Consider the following 13,520-nt stretch of genomic DNA (forward strand, 5'->3'; position numbering starts at 1 on the left):
TTATCAGCGCTGGTCGCCGAATCCATCATGGGTGGCTTGACCAGGCCGCAAAAGCATCTGGCGGGAGGTGCCGTAAGCGGAGGAACCTAGGTCGTTCCCAGGCGGGTCAATGGCACGTTAAGATGCACCCTGATTGACGATAGGCTCGGAAGTGTCGTCGCCCCGCAAATCGCTCCATCTCCCGCGTCAGCGAAAGATGTGCGTTTCTGACGGTAAGAGCGACGGTAGAGGCCCATGTCGATCACTGAAAATCCCTTAAGCCACGCGGGTCTGCGTGGCTTGTTGATGATCGAGTGGGAGTGAGTTGAACGACAACGGCGCCGCAAGGCGCTGTTGATGCAGGAGTGGTGCATTTCGGTGACGTTGAACGAGCCGCACGCTTCCTGCAGTACCAGCGCCTCGCGTTCGCGCAGCGCGTCGGTTGGCGAACGGAGTTCAGCGGACATGGCCTCGCTCCTTGCATCGCGTCAATGCAGCGCGATATCCCACAGCAGCTTCAGGTTCAAGCCGACGATCACCGCCGCGATGACCCAGGCGATGCGCACCAGCCATGGCGGTGCCACCAGTGCACCCATCAAGTCGCGATCCGACACGAAGCGCACCAACGGGATTACCGCAAACGGCAACTGCATCGACAGCACCACCTGGCTCAGTACCAGCAGCCGCGCGGTACCGGCCTCGCCATACAGCCCGGTCACGATCACCACCGGCACGATCGCGATGCCGCGCGTCAGCAGACGGCGCAGCCACGGCGGCAGCCGCAGCTGCAGAAAGCCTTCCATCACGATCTGCCCGGCCAGCGTGGCAGTGACGGTGGAATTGATGCCGGAGGCCAGCAGCGCCACCGCAAACAACGTCGAGGCCAGGCCCACGCCCAGCATCGGTGCGAGCAGGGCATGGGCCTGTTCGATTTCCTGCACATCGGTGCGGCCCTGCGCATGGAACACTGCCGCCGCCAGGATCAGGATCGAGGCGTTGATGAACAGCGCGAACATCAACGCCGCGGTGCTGTCGGTCACCGCCCAGCGCAGTGCCGACCTGCGGCCCACATCGGTGCGGGCGTACGCACGTGTCTGCACGATCGACGAATGCAGGTACAGGTTATGCGGCATCACCGTCGCACCGATGATGCCGATCGCCAGATACAGCGCATGCGGGTCGGTGACCACCTGCGCACGCGGAATGAAGCCGCCCAGCACGGCTGCGATCGGCGGTGCCGCCAGCGCGATCTGGATGCCGAAGCACACGGAGATGATCAACAGCAGTGCGATTACGAACGCTTCCAGCGCGCGGAAGCCGCGGTTCATCAGCAACAGCACCAGCACCACATCCACCGCGGTGATGATGGCGCCCATGGTCAGCGGAATGCCGAACAACAGCTTCAATGCGATGGCGGTGCCGATCACTTCGGCCAGATCGCAGGCGATGATGGCCAGTTCGCAGATGCCCCACAGCGCCCGGTTCACCCCGCGCGGGTAACGTGCCTGGCAGGCCTGTGCCAGGTCCAGCCCGGTCGCGATGCCCAGCCGCGCCGACAGGCTCTGCAGCACGATCGCCATCAGGTTGGACAGCAGGATCACCGACAGCAGCAGATAGCCGAACTGCGAGCCGCCGGCCAGGTCCGTGGCCCAGTTGCCCGGGTCCATGTACCCGACCGACACCATGTAGCCCGGACCCAGAAACGCCAGCAGCCGGAACCACCAGGGGCCGCCCTTGGGCACGGCGATGCTGGCGTGGTGATCGCCCAGCCCGCCAATGGCCGCGGCCGGCGAGGGGAGGGGCGAGGCTGCGTGAGGATGGAAATCGACGGACATGCGGAAGCAGGCTGGCTGAGGTTCGTACCGATGATATAGCAACTGCTATGCTGTTGAGCATTGGCAATCTAAATCGTAATGATCGGCTGCGTGCTTCAAACTACGCATCCCGGCAGTCGCGCCGGACGTGATGACGAGGATGAGGGTGGGCAAGAGCGAAAAGCTGGAAGCAGCCGCGCCGGCGCTGATCGACGCACAGGTGCATATGGAGAGCTTCCGTCAAGTGCGCGAAGCGCGCCGCGCCGAGCTGGTCGAGGACTATGTGGAGCTGATCTCCGACCTGCTGGTCGACGGCGGCGAGGCGCGTCAGGTCGATATCGCCGCGCGGCTGGGCGTGGCGCAGCCGACCGTGGCCAAGATGCTCAAGCGGCTGGTGCGCGACGGCTGGGTGGTGCAGCGCCCGTACCGCGGGGTGTTCCTGACCCCGGCCGGCGAGGCGCTGGCGGCGTCCAGCCGGCAGCGCCATCAGATCGTCGAACGTTTCCTGCTCGCCCTGGGCATCGACGAGGCCACCGCGCGCCGCGACGCCGAAGGCATCGAGCACCATGTCAGCGAAGCCACCGTGGCGGCATTCGCCGCGTTCCTGGATCGCCAGGGCGGCAGCGCCGCGTGAGCATGCCGGTGGAGACCGCGGTCGACGCGGCGCAGGCGCTTATCGACCAACAGTGGATGCAACGCGCCCTGCAACTGGCCGAGCGTGCCGAACGCGACTTTGACGAGATCCCGGTCGGCGCGCTGCTGATCGATGCCGGAGGCACGGTGCTGGGCGAGGGCTGGAACTTCAATATCGCCAGCCACGATCCCAGCGCACATGCCGAGATCATGGCCATGCGTGAAGGCGGCCGCCGCCTGGCCAACCACCGGCTGCTCGGCTGCACGCTGTATGTCACGCTGGAGCCGTGCGCGATGTGCGCGATGGCGATGGTCCACGCACGCATCGCGCGGGTGGTGTTCGCCGCCAGCGACCCCAAGACCGGCGCCTGCGGCAGCGTGTTCGACCTGCCCGCCGATCCGCGCCACAACCACCGCGTGCAGGTCAGCGGTGGCGTACTGGCCGCCGAGGCGGGTCTGCGGCTGACCAATTACTTCAGGGCCAAGCGCGGCAAGCCACCCCTTGCGCCCTGAGCGGCGCGGCCGCGGTATGATGCGCGCCCTTCAGCATCCGGCCGGCGACGGCCCTCCACAGGACGGCGACATGGCAGACACCCTTGCAGGCAACGACCGACTGATCTGGATCGATCTGGAAATGACCGGCCTGGATACCGATCGCGATTCCATCATCGAGATCGCCACCATCGTGACCGATGCGCAGTTGAACGTGCTTGCCGAAGGGCCGGAACTGGCCATCGCCCACCCGCTGGCCACGCTGGAAGCCATGGACGAGTGGAACCGCAATCAACACCGCCGTTCGGGGCTGTGGCAGCGCGTGCTCGACAGCCAGGTCACCCACGCCCAGGCCGAAGCGCAGACGGTAGCCTTCCTGAGCGAGTGGATCCGCGCCGGCGCCTCGCCGATGTGCGGCAACTCGATCTGCCAGGACCGCCGCTTCCTGCACCGCCAGATGTCGCGCCTGGAGCGCTACTTCCACTACCGCAACCTGGACGTGTCCACCATCAAGGAGCTGGCACGGCGTTGGGCGCCGACGGTGGCCAGCGGTTTTGCCAAGAGCTCGGCCCACACCGCCTTGAGCGATGTGCGCGATTCGATCGACGAGCTGCGCCACTACCGTCAGTTCATGGGCGCGTTGGGCGGCGATTCCCAGGCCGACGTGCAGGGTTGAGTGCTGGTCGGTTACGGCGGCATTGCACGCCGTAGGCGTGTCGCCGGCGTCCAGTCGCGTACGAGGGCAAAGGCTGCATCAGGCAACGCTGGCCGCCGACCGCGCAGGCTAGACGCCGCTCGGTGGCAACGCATCCAAAAAAGGCCGCATCGTTCGATGCGGCCTTCTGCTTTTCCATCACGCCACTGAGTGCATCAGCGCGCCAGCGGCGGTCCCTTGCTCAAATCGCCATCGTCGGCGATGCCTTTCAGCAACAGATCCGAAATGGGCTTGCCGTCGGCATCGTGGTGATACACGTGCAGGTCGCGCTGCGGATACGGGATGTTGAGTCCGTTCTCGAGCAGCTGATTGCGGATCTGTTCCAGGGTGGTGCTCTTGGCTGCGCCGAAATTGCCGTTGGTCGCATAGGCAAACAACATCAGATCGACCGTGCTCTCGCCCAGATTGGTGACCTGCACAAACGGCGCCGGCGACTCCAGGATGTTGGGATTGTCCTTGGCAATCTGCAGCAGTAGTTGCTGGGCTTTCTTCAGGTCGTCTTCGTAGCCCACACCCACCGTCACTTCCAGGCGCCGGTTGGGCAGGGTGCTGTAGTTGACGATCGGTGAGGTGGTGATGGTGCTGTTGGGCAAGGTGATCATGCGCTCGTCGAACGAGCGGATCCGGGTCTGGAAGATCCGGATTTCATCCACGATGCCTTCCTGGCCGGCAATCACCACATGGTCGCCATCGCGCATCGGCCGCAGCACGATCAGCATCACGCCTGCAGCGATGTTGGACAGCGAATCCTTCAACGCCAGACCGACTGCCAGGCCGGCCGCACCCAGCACTGCGATCAGCGAGGTCGGCGGCACGCCGATCTTGCTCAACGCACTGACGAAGACCAGCACCAGCAACAACGCATACAACACGTTGCGCAGGAAGTTGGTCAGGGTGATCTCGACGCGGGCGCGTGTCAGCGCACGGTGCAGCCACTGGCTGAGTTGCTTGGCCAGCCACATGCCGACCACCAGGATCAGCAGGGCCAACCCCCAGTTGAGCGCGTATTGCGCCCACGGGATGTTGGCCCAGTTGAACGCCGGTTCCGTGGCCTTGGCCACCACCGGCCTTGCGGCGACTGCTCCCGCAGCCGCCGCCGACACCGCCCCCAACATGCCCATCAGCTCTCGCTCTTCAACTTGGCCAGACGCAGCCAGGTGTCGACCACGGTGTCAGGATTCAGCGACACCGACTCGATCCCTTCCTGCATCAGCCATTCGGCCAGTTCCGGATGATCCGAAGGACCCTGGCCACAGATACCTACATACTTGCCCTTGGCGCGCGCCGACTTGATCGCCATCGACAGCAGCTTCTTGACCGCCGGATTCCGCTCGTCGAACAGGTGCGCCACGATCGACGAATCGCGGTCCAGGCCCAGGGTCAGCTGGGTCAAATCGTTGGAGCCGATCGAGAAGCCGTCGAAGATCTCCAGGAATTCGTCGGCCAGCAGCGCATTGGACGGCAGTTCGCACATCATGATGATCTTCAGGCCGTTCTCGCCCTGCTTGAGTCCGTTCTGCTCCAGCACCTCGATCACCTTGCGACCTTCTTCCAGCGTGCGTACGAACGGGATCATCACCCAGAGGTTGTCCAGGCCCATCTCGTTGCGCACCTTCAGCACCGCCTTGCACTCCAGCGAGAAGGCCTTGGTGAAGGACGGATCGACATAGCGGCTGGCGCCGCGAAAGCCGATCATCGGGTTCTCTTCATGTGGCTCGTAACGCGAGCCGCCGATCAGGTTGGCGTACTCGTTGGACTTGAAGTCCGACAGGCGCACGATCACCGTATTCGGCGCCACCGAGGCGGTCAGCGTCGCGATGCCTTCGGCCAGGCGATTGACGTAGAAGCTCACCGGATCGCCGTAGCCGGCGGTCTTGGCGTCGATCTTCTTGCGGACGTCGGCGTCCTGTTTGTCGTATTCCAGCAACGCGTTGGGATGGATGCCGATATGCGCGGCGATGATCATTTCCAGACGCGCCAGGCCGATGCCGGCGTTGGGCAGCTGGCCGAAGTCGAACGCACGCTCCGGGTTGGCCACATTCATCATGATCTTGAGCGGGGCAGGCGGCATGTTGCCCAGGTCGGTGGTGGTGCGCTCGAATGGCAGCAGGCCATCGTAGATGAAGCCGGTGTCGCCTTCGGCGCAGCTTACCGTCACTTCCTGACCATCGCTGATCACATCGGTGGCATTGCCCGAGCCGACCACGGCCGGTACGCCGAGTTCGCGCGCGATGATCGCCGCGTGGCAGGTGCGGCCACCGCGATTGGTGACGATGGCCGAGGCGCGCTTCATTACCGGCTCCCAATCGGGATCGGTCATGTCGGCGATCAACACGTCGCCGGCCTGCACGCGATTCATGTCGTCCAGCGAGCGCACCACGCGTGCCACACCGCTGCCGATCTTGGCGCCCACCGCACGGCCTTCGACCAGGATCTTGGCGTCCTTGGCTTCCAGCGAGAACCGCTCGATCTGGGTGGCATGGCTGCGCGACTTCACGGTTTCCGGACGCGCCTGCACGATGAACAGCTTGCCGCTGACACCGTCCTTGGCCCACTCGATATCCATCGGGCGGCCGTAATGCTTTTCGATCACCAGCGCCTGCTTGGAAAGCTCTTGCACATCTTCGTCGCTGATCGAGAAGGTGCTGCGTAGTTCCACCGGGGTGTCCTCGGTGCGCACGCGTTCGCCGGGCACATCCGAGTACACCATGCGGATCGCCTTGCTGCCGAGCGAGCGGCGCAGGATCGCCGGCTTGCCTGCGGTCAGCGTGGGCTTGTAGACGTAGAACTCGTCCGGGTTGACCGCGCCCTGCACGACCATCTCCCCCAGGCCGAAGCTGGAAGTGACAAACACCACGTCGCGGAAGCCCGATTCGGTGTCCAGCGTGAACAGCACGCCGGCCGCACCGACGCCCGAGCGCACCATCAACTGCACGCCGGCCGACAGGAACACGTCTTCGTGCTTGAAGCCATGATGCACGCGGTAGGCGATCGCGCGGTCGTTGTAGAGGCTGGCGAACACTTCCTTGACCTTGTGCACGACATCGTCGGCACCGGTCACATTGAGGAAGGTTTCCTGCTGGCCGGCGAACGAGGCATCGGGTAGGTCTTCGGCGGTTGCGGAAGAACGCACCGCCACGGCCACCTCGCCCCCACCGTTTTCCGCGCACAGCTGCGCATACGCGGTGCGGATATCGCGGTCCAGTTCCGGATGCAGCGGCGCATCGATCACCCAGTCGCGGATCTCCTTGCCGGCCACGGTGAGGGCGGTGACATCTTCGACGTCCAGCGTTGCCAGCTTGTCGAAGATGCGCTTGGACAGATCGTTATGCGCGATGAAGTCCTTGAAAGCTTCGGCAGTGGTCGCATATCCACCGGGAACCGAGACGCCAAGTCCGGCCAGGTTGCCGATCATCTCGCCGAGCGAGGAATTCTTACCGCCTACGCGGGCCAGGTCGGCCAGGCGTAGCTCATGCAACCACAGGATATTCTCGTTCAAGCGCGATGCTCCGTATGGCCATCGCCCGAGCGGGCTGGATGGCCGCGTCCGTAGGAAGAAGCCGCTATGATGCAGTGCACAGCGGAATCTGCACAAGCATGAACCCGTAAGTTTTGGACACCAGTTCAAAGAGGTGGTCTTGATGTCAACAATTCGACCGGTGTTCTACGTCTCCGATGGAACCGGTATCACCGCTGAAACGATTGGGCATAGCCTGCTCACGCAGTTCAGCGGGTTCAACTTCGTGACTGACCGCATGTCGTTCATTGACGATGCAGAAAAAGCACGCGATGCGGCACTTCGGGTGCGCGCGGCAGGCGAGCGGTACCAGGTGCGCCCGGTGGTTGTCAATTCCTGCGTCGATCCCCAGTTGAGCATGATCCTCGCCGAAAGCGGCGCCTTGATGCTGGATGTGTTCGCGCCCTTCATCGAACCGTTGGAGCGCGAGCTCAACGCGCCGCGGCATTCGCGCGTAGGGCGTGCGCACGGCATGGTGGACTTCGAGACCTACCACCGCCGCATCAACGCAATGAATTTCGCGCTGAGCCACGATGACGGCATCGCACTCAGTTACGACGAGGCCGACGTGATCCTGGTGGCGGTATCGCGTGCCGGCAAGACGCCGACCTGCATCTACCTGGCCTTGCATTACGGCATCCGCGCCGCCAACTATCCGTTGACCGAGGAAGACCTGGAAAGCGAGCGTCTGCCGCCGCGCCTGCGAAATTACCGCAGCAAGTTGTTCGGCCTGACCATCGATCCTGAGCGGCTGCAGCAGATCCGCCAGGAGCGGCGCGCCAATTCGCGTTACAGCGCGGCAGAGACCTGCCGGCGCGAGGTGTCCACCGCCGAGCGCATGTTCCAGATGGAGCGCATTCCGACCCTGAGCACCACCAATACCTCGATCGAGGAAATTTCCAGCAAGGTGTTGTCCACCCTGGGGCTGCAGCGCGAGATGTTTTGAGGTGGGGATTGGTGTGGCGGGATTGGGGATTGCACACGCGCATGGCGCGTTCAGGATCCGGGTGGCCGTGAGGTCCTGCGGTCCGTTGGCAAGCTTCAGGCAAACAAAGCGGGCGGAGCAGTGCTCTGCCAAGGTAGGCCTGCCCATGGCTGGTCGTCAATGCTGCCCGTGTGGCAGCGCAGCGTGTAGGATCGGTTCATGGCGCAAGCACTGAGTAAACTCGAACGCATCCCCAAGTTGAGCCGGTTCGGCTGGCTGATGGGCTTGTACGCAGAGAACTTCCAGCACCTGACGCGGCTGTTCGCACCGGCCGACCTCGCTCCCGGCTCCTATGTGTCGTCGATCGGCGATGGCCTGGACCTGCGTCTGGACGTGATCGAATGTCACCGTTACACGGTCGAGCTGCGGCTGACCTACGACCTGTGCGACCCGGTGACCGGCGAGCCGGACCCGTCGGCCTATGTGCGCCTGTACCGCGATGCCCGCCAAGCCGAGACCACCCATTGCTACGTCGGCCGTCGCTGGCAGGACGTGATGGGCATGTTCCCGCCGCCGGCCGAACTGATCAGCCACCGCATGCGCATGAACACATTCCTGGGCAAGTGGTTGGACTATCTGGCCGAGCGCGGTCATGGCGTGGCCACCTTGCGTTTGGATACCGACAACGTCGCGCCACCGCGCCCCGGCTCGCACGCCGCCGTCGGCTGAGGCTGCGTCGCGTCGTTTGCGCGGCATCGGTCATACTGATGCGCTCGATTCTAGCGCGCCCGCCATGCCCTACACCCCCATCGTCGCCACGCTCGGTTACCTGTTGTCGCCCGACGGCACGCAGGTATTGATGATCCATCGCAATGCCCGCCCCGGCGATCAGCACCTGGGCAAGTACAACGGGCTCGGCGGCAAGGTGGAAGCGGACGAAGACGTGCTGGCCGGCATGCGCCGCGAGATTCGCGAAGAGGCCGGCGTGGAGTGTGGCGACATGCAACTGCGCGGCACCATCAGCTGGCCGGGCTTCGGCAAGCACGGCGAGGACTGGCTGGGCTTCGTGTTCCTGATCCGCAGCTTCAAAGGCGAGCCGCAGGCCTCCAACCCGGAAGGCACGCTGGAATGGGTGGCAATCGACCGCATGGACCAGGTGCCGATGTGGGAGGGCGACCGCAATTTCCTGCCTCTGGTCTTTGATGGCGACCCGCGTCCGTTTCATGGCGTGATGCCGTATCGCGACGGGCGCATGCAATCGTGGACGTATTCGCGCATCTGAGCGGGGATTGAGGGACTGCGCCGCCGCCCAGGCGAGCGGGGCTGTTGCTGCTGGCTGGCGCGATCACCGAAGTAGCAAACTTCCGCTTTGCCTCCCGTCGCTGATCGCGTTCGGTCTGCTGCCGGCAATGCGCACGCGGTCGGATTAGCCAGCGCAAGCGCAAGCCGGCGCTGCACGCTGTGGCGGCATGCCGGCTGCATTCTGCTTCGTGCATTTCTCCACACCCGCTGTGGATGAATCCTGCGCAAGTCTGTGGACAACTGCGCGCGCGCCTTACGGCGCAAGGCGGTCACGTCGGCTGGTGAAAATTTCGCCAGCCGTGCTTATTGCGCAGTCCAGCCGCCATCGATGGCGATCGCCTGCCCGGTGATGTTGCGCGCGGCATGCGAGATCAGGAACGCGACCGTGCCGGCGAGTTCGTCGTAGTCGATGAAGACGCCCTTGGGCATCGGCTTGAGCATCACATCGTGGATCACCGCCTCTTCGGCAATGCCGCGCGTGCGCGCCTGGTCGGCGATCTGGCGCTCCACCAGCGGAGTGCGCACATAGCTGGGGCATAGCGTGTTGGCGGTGATGTCGCAGTCGGCGGTTTCCAGTGCGATGACCTTGGCCAGGCCGACCAGGCCGTGCTTGGCGGCGACATACGCACTCTTGTAAGGGCTGGCGACCAGCGAGTGGATGCTGCCGATGTTGACGATGCGCCCATAGCCGGCCGCGCGCATGCCGGGCAGGACCGCACGGCTAAGCCGGGCGGCGCCGGTCAGCATCACGTCCACCAGCAAGGCCCAGCGCTGCATCGGGAAATCTTCCAGCGCGGCAACCTGCTGCAGCCCGGCGTTGTTGACCAGCACCTGCGGCGCACGCGTTGCCCGCACCAAGGCCTGCGCGATGCTGTGGTCATCGGTCACGTCCAGCGCCAGCGCTTCGGCCGAGCAACCGGCGTCGCGCAGGCTCTGCGCCGTGCGTTCGGCTGCCGCCAGGTCCATATCGCTGACAATCAGATGGTGGCCGTCGGCAGCCAGTTCGGTGGCGACGCCGGCGCCGATGCCACTGCCTGCGCCGGTGATCAGGATGCTGCGCTTCATGCCGTCCTCGTCGTCGATCGTGCCCGGCCGGAGCGGCCACGCTGATCGCCAGCCTAGCCGATAGCGCGAAACGGTCGCCTGCATGGCGTGCGCGCGTTACCCTTTGCGCCTCGATCACCTCAGGCTGCGCATGAAACGCCATTTCTCGATGCTGCGCGATTTCCAACTCGCGGACTGGTTCACCCTGGCCAACGCCTTCTGCGGCACCGGCGCGGTGTTTGCGTCGATGCGCTTCCTGCAGGAGGGCTATCGCGGCGACCTGCTGCTGGGCATGGCGCTGATCCCGCTGGCGTTCGTGTTCGATGCGCTGGACGGGCACGTGGCGCGCTGGCGCAAGGCGTCCTCGACCCTGGGCCGCGAGCTGGATTCGCTGGCCGATGTGATCTCGTTCGGGGTGGCGCCGGCAGCGCTGGGCTATGCCTGCGGCATGCGTGGCGGCTGGGACTGGCTGGTGCTGAGCTATTTCGTCTGCTGCGGCGTCAGCCGGCTGGCGCGCTACAACGTGACCGCCGAAGAGATCGCCGGCGCAGCCGACAAGGTGCCGTATTTCGAAGGCACCCCGATTCCCACCAGTCTGCTGCTGGTGATCCTGCTGGCGGTGGCCGCCAGCAGCGGCCATATCGGCCAGAACTTGTGGTGGGGGCAGTGGCAGCTCGGACCGTGGCAGTTTCATCCGTTGGTGCTGCTGTTTGCGGTGTCCGGCTCGCTGATGATCAGCAAGACGCTGCGCATCCCCAAACCCTGAGCGGTACAGCCGGGCACACGCGGTAGGATGGCTGGCGGACAGTCACGGGAAGGGGATCATGGCAACCAGCGGTTCGGACAACGGCAACTTCGAAGACAAGGCGCGCCAGTACTGGAGCGCCTGGGGAGATGCCTTGCGCCACGGCCAATCCGGCCACGCTGCGCAGCCTGGCGCCGTTCCCGGGACGGGGCCGGGCACCGAGCCACCGCAGGATTGGCGCAAGGCGATGGACTGGTGGTCGCAACTGCTGCCCACCCAGGCCGCACCGCAGGCGCAGGAGGCGATCGACCGCTTCCGTCATCAGGCCGGCGACTGGTTCGGCACCATGCAGCAGGTGGCCGCGCAGTTTGCCGGGCGCGACACTTCGGCCAACGAAGTCTCCGAGGCCTGGCGGCGTGCCGTGCAGGGGCAGGGTGAGCAGCTGATGCAGTGGACGCTGGGCTCGCTGCGTTGCGGCAGCCCGGGCGGCTTCGACCCGTGGCTGCAGGACGCCGCGCAGGCCTTGGCGAAGTGGCGGGAAGAAAACGCGCCGTGGCTGGACATGCCGGCGTTCGGCGTGAACCGCAATCACCAGGCCCGCCTGCAGACGCTGGCCCGTGCGCAGCAGGACTACCAGGTGCAGTCGCAGGCCTATGGCGAACAACTCAAGTCGGCCATCGAACAGGCGTTCGGGCGGTTTGCCTCCAAGCTGGGCGAGCACGAAAGCAGCGGTAGTCAGTTGACCAGTGCGCGTGCCTTGTTCGACCTGTGGATCGAGGCCGCCGAGGAGTCGTATGCCGATGTCGCCTTGTCCGATCAGTTTCGCGAGGTCTACGGCGGCTTCGCCAACGCGCATATGCGCTTGCGCGCCGCGCTGCAGGAAGAGGTGGAGCAGTTGAGCGAGCGTTTCGGGATGCCGACGCGTTCGGAGATGGACGCCGCGCACCGCCGCATTGCCGAGCTGGAGCGTGCGGTGCGGCGCATGCTGCGCGCCGCCACCAGCCCGTCCGGCAAGCCCGCGGCGGCGGCTGATCCGGTTGCGCCGGCTGCGCCGGCCACGGCCAGACGCGCGCCGGCCGCCAGGGCGGAGGCCGCGTCCAAGCCGCCAGCGGCGACCAAGTCGGCCAGGAAACCGTCAGCGAAAACCGCCCCAGCCAAGAACACAAAGGCGGCCAAAGGCGCCGCCTCCAGGCCATCCGCCGGCACATCCGCCGGCACGCCGGCCGCACGCAAGTCACGTGGAGCGCAGGCATGAAAGGCCCGTTGGGATTCAGCGCCGAAGACCTGATGCAGGAAACCTTGTCGATGCAGCGCAAGCTGCGCGAAGGGCTCAAGCTGCTGCCCGGCGTGGAAGACGTGGATTACGGCGTGACCGAGCGCGAGGAAATCTGGCGCGACGGCAAGGTGGTGCTGTACCGCTTTGTCGGCGAGCAGGCGCCGGTGGCCAGGACGCCGCTGCTGATCGTCTACGCGCTGGTCAACCGCCCCTACATGGTCGATCTGCAGGCCGACCGCTCGCTGGTCAAGGGCCTGCTGGGCCACGGCCAGGACGTCTACGTGCTGGATTGGGGCTACCCGGACCGTTCCGAGCGTTACCTCACGCTGGAGGACTATCTGCTGCGTTACATCGATGGCGCGGTGGATCACCTGCGCGCGCAGTCCGGGCTGGAGGCGGTCGATGTGCTCGGCATCTGCCAAGGCGGCACGTTTGCGCTGTGCTATGCGGCGCTGCAGCGGCCGAAGGTACGCAACCTGATCACCATGGTGACGCCGGTGGATTTCCACACCCCCGACAACATGCTCTCCAACTGGGCGCGCATGGTCGATGTGGATCTGTTCGTGGACACCATGGGCAACGTGCCGGCGGATCTGATGAACGCCAGTTACCTGATGCTCAAGCCGTTCCGGCTGAACCTGCAGAAGTACGTGGGCTTGCTCGACATCCTCGACGACAAGCAGGCACTGGAAGATTTCCTGCGCATGGAGAAGTGGATCTTTGATTCGCCCGATCTGGCCGGCGAGGCCTTCCGCGAGTTCGTCACCCAGTTCTATCAGCGCAATGGGCTGGTGAGCGGGCAGGTGCGCATCGGCGGGGAGGCGGTCGATCTGCGGGCGGTGGACATGCCGGTGCTCAACATCTACGCCGAACACGATCATCTGGTACCGCCCGACGCCTCGCGTGCATTGCGCGGTTTGGTCGGCAGCGACGACTACACCGAGCTGAGTTTCCGCGGCGGGCATATCGGCATCTATGTTTCCGGACGTGCGCAGCGCGAGGTGCCGGTGGCGATCCACTGCTGGTTGCAGGAGCGTGGCGGCAACGCGTAATGCGACTTCGCGTTGCGCTGCACCTG

At 65.0% G+C, this 13,520-nt stretch carries 14 protein-coding genes; 9 read left to right on the top strand and 5 right to left on the bottom strand.

From position 1 onward, the window contains the following. Positions 1 to 86 precede the first annotated feature (86 nt). Both XarjCFBP7645_RS21360 and XarjCFBP7645_RS09070 read right to left on the bottom strand, forming a co-directional pair. Positions 87 to 446, bottom strand: coding sequence for a hypothetical protein (locus XarjCFBP7645_RS21360; RefSeq protein ID WP_146096306.1), 360 nt, complete (start codon positions 444 to 446; stop codon positions 87 to 89). 21 nt (positions 447 to 467) lie between these two features. Further along, complete coding sequence (locus tag XarjCFBP7645_RS09070) at positions 468 to 1,814, bottom strand: Nramp family divalent metal transporter (RefSeq protein WP_104537228.1); 1,347 nt, start codon at positions 1,812 to 1,814, stop codon at positions 468 to 470. A 145-nt stretch (positions 1,815 to 1,959) separates the two neighbouring features. On the opposite strand from XarjCFBP7645_RS09070, the gene mntR reads away from it, so the two are divergent. From mntR to orn, 3 genes are all read left to right on the top strand, one after another. Then, positions 1,960 to 2,427: a manganese-binding transcriptional regulator MntR gene (mntR, locus tag XarjCFBP7645_RS09075; protein ID WP_024939187.1), complete on the top strand. Its 468-nt coding sequence runs from the start codon at positions 1,960 to 1,962 to the stop codon at positions 2,425 to 2,427. Between the two features lie 2 nt (positions 2,428 to 2,429). Next, positions 2,430 to 2,939 carry a tRNA adenosine(34) deaminase TadA gene (tadA, locus tag XarjCFBP7645_RS09080; protein ID WP_104537229.1) on the top strand — a complete coding sequence of 170 codons (510 nt, stop codon included), beginning with the start codon at positions 2,430 to 2,432 and terminating at the stop codon, positions 2,937 to 2,939. Between the two features lie 70 nt (positions 2,940 to 3,009). Then, positions 3,010 to 3,594 (top strand): oligoribonuclease, encoded by a 585-nt coding sequence (gene orn, locus XarjCFBP7645_RS09085; RefSeq protein WP_104537879.1) that lies wholly within the window; start codon positions 3,010 to 3,012, stop codon positions 3,592 to 3,594. Positions 3,595 to 3,788: 194 nt separating this feature from the next. On the opposite strand, the gene XarjCFBP7645_RS09090 is transcribed toward orn, so the two are convergent. Beyond that, positions 3,789 to 4,754: a mechanosensitive ion channel family protein gene (locus XarjCFBP7645_RS09090; RefSeq protein WP_104537230.1), complete on the bottom strand. Its 966-nt coding sequence runs from the start codon at positions 4,752 to 4,754 to the stop codon at positions 3,789 to 3,791. After that, positions 4,754 to 7,132 carry a phosphoenolpyruvate synthase gene (gene ppsA, locus XarjCFBP7645_RS09095; RefSeq protein ID WP_104537231.1) on the bottom strand — a complete coding sequence of 793 codons (2,379 nt, stop codon included), beginning with the start codon at positions 7,130 to 7,132 and terminating at the stop codon, positions 4,754 to 4,756. The genes XarjCFBP7645_RS09090 and ppsA overlap by 1 nt, the downstream gene beginning before the upstream one ends. Positions 7,133 to 7,274: 142 nt before the next feature. Between ppsA and ppsR the strand changes: the two genes are divergently transcribed. The 3 genes from ppsR (at position 7,275) to XarjCFBP7645_RS09110 (ending at position 9,357) form a co-directional block, all read left to right on the top strand. After that, positions 7,275 to 8,096 (top strand): posphoenolpyruvate synthetase regulatory kinase/phosphorylase PpsR, encoded by an 822-nt coding sequence (gene ppsR, locus XarjCFBP7645_RS09100; protein WP_104537232.1) that lies wholly within the window; start codon positions 7,275 to 7,277, stop codon positions 8,094 to 8,096. 198 nt (positions 8,097 to 8,294) lie between these two features. Beyond that, complete coding sequence (locus tag XarjCFBP7645_RS09105; protein WP_104537233.1) at positions 8,295 to 8,804, top strand: DUF1249 domain-containing protein; 510 nt, start codon at positions 8,295 to 8,297, stop codon at positions 8,802 to 8,804. Positions 8,805 to 8,868: 64 nt separating this feature from the next. Further along, the gene (locus tag XarjCFBP7645_RS09110; protein ID WP_104537234.1) at positions 8,869 to 9,357 is read left to right on the top strand and encodes an NUDIX hydrolase; all 489 of its coding nucleotides are present in this window, start codon (positions 8,869 to 8,871) and stop codon (positions 9,355 to 9,357) included. A 323-nt stretch (positions 9,358 to 9,680) separates the two neighbouring features. Here XarjCFBP7645_RS09110 and XarjCFBP7645_RS09115 read toward each other — a convergent pair whose 3' ends face one another. Then, positions 9,681 to 10,442 (bottom strand): 3-hydroxybutyrate dehydrogenase, encoded by a 762-nt coding sequence (locus XarjCFBP7645_RS09115; protein ID WP_104537880.1) that lies wholly within the window; start codon positions 10,440 to 10,442, stop codon positions 9,681 to 9,683. Between the two features lie 82 nt (positions 10,443 to 10,524). Between XarjCFBP7645_RS09115 and XarjCFBP7645_RS09120 the strand changes: the two genes are divergently transcribed. From XarjCFBP7645_RS09120 to XarjCFBP7645_RS09130, 3 genes are read left to right on the top strand one after another with little or no spacing between them, the layout of a single operon-like run. After that, positions 10,525 to 11,187, top strand: coding sequence for a CDP-alcohol phosphatidyltransferase family protein (locus XarjCFBP7645_RS09120; RefSeq protein WP_181126269.1), 663 nt, complete (start codon positions 10,525 to 10,527; stop codon positions 11,185 to 11,187). A gap of 55 nt (positions 11,188 to 11,242) precedes the next feature. Then, positions 11,243 to 12,421, top strand: a complete 1,179-nt coding sequence (gene phaE / locus XarjCFBP7645_RS09125; RefSeq protein ID WP_104537235.1) for a class III poly(R)-hydroxyalkanoic acid synthase subunit PhaE — start codon at positions 11,243 to 11,245, stop codon at positions 12,419 to 12,421. Then, positions 12,418 to 13,494 (top strand): class III poly(R)-hydroxyalkanoic acid synthase subunit PhaC, encoded by a 1,077-nt coding sequence (locus XarjCFBP7645_RS09130; RefSeq protein WP_104537236.1) that lies wholly within the window; start codon positions 12,418 to 12,420, stop codon positions 13,492 to 13,494. Before phaE ends, XarjCFBP7645_RS09130 begins: the two co-directional genes overlap by 4 nt. Positions 13,495 to 13,520: the final 26 nt, after the last annotated feature.

Origin of the sequence: Xanthomonas arboricola (assembly GCF_002940665.1) — a bacterium.
In the GTDB taxonomy this organism is placed as follows: domain Bacteria; phylum Pseudomonadota; class Gammaproteobacteria; order Xanthomonadales; family Xanthomonadaceae; genus Xanthomonas; species Xanthomonas arboricola_B.

Excerpts from the sequence above, each read along its gene's own strand:
- ppsR (WP_104537232.1), top strand. The coding sequence starts at position 7,275 with ATGTCAACAATTCGACCGGTGTTCTACGTCTCCGATGGAACCGGTATC.
- tadA (WP_104537229.1), top strand. The coding sequence starts at position 2,430 with ATGCCGGTGGAGACCGCGGTCGACGCGGCGCAGGCGCTTATCGACCAA.
- XarjCFBP7645_RS21360 (WP_146096306.1), bottom strand. The coding sequence starts at position 446 with ATGTCCGCTGAACTCCGTTCGCCAACCGACGCGCTGCGCGAACGCGAG.
- XarjCFBP7645_RS09105 (WP_104537233.1), top strand. The coding sequence starts at position 8,295 with ATGGCGCAAGCACTGAGTAAACTCGAACGCATCCCCAAGTTGAGCCGG.
- XarjCFBP7645_RS09115 (WP_104537880.1), bottom strand. The coding sequence starts at position 10,442 with ATGAAGCGCAGCATCCTGATCACCGGCGCAGGCAGTGGCATCGGCGCC.
- XarjCFBP7645_RS09070 (WP_104537228.1), bottom strand. The coding sequence starts at position 1,814 with ATGTCCGTCGATTTCCATCCTCACGCAGCCTCGCCCCTCCCCTCGCCG.
- XarjCFBP7645_RS09090 (WP_104537230.1), bottom strand. The coding sequence starts at position 4,754 with ATGGGCATGTTGGGGGCGGTGTCGGCGGCGGCTGCGGGAGCAGTCGCC.
- XarjCFBP7645_RS09110 (WP_104537234.1), top strand. The coding sequence starts at position 8,869 with ATGCCCTACACCCCCATCGTCGCCACGCTCGGTTACCTGTTGTCGCCC.
- orn (WP_104537879.1), top strand. The coding sequence starts at position 3,010 with ATGGCAGACACCCTTGCAGGCAACGACCGACTGATCTGGATCGATCTG.
- XarjCFBP7645_RS09130 (WP_104537236.1), top strand. The coding sequence starts at position 12,418 with ATGAAAGGCCCGTTGGGATTCAGCGCCGAAGACCTGATGCAGGAAACC.
- XarjCFBP7645_RS09120 (WP_181126269.1), top strand. The coding sequence starts at position 10,525 with ATGGCGTGCGCGCGTTACCCTTTGCGCCTCGATCACCTCAGGCTGCGC.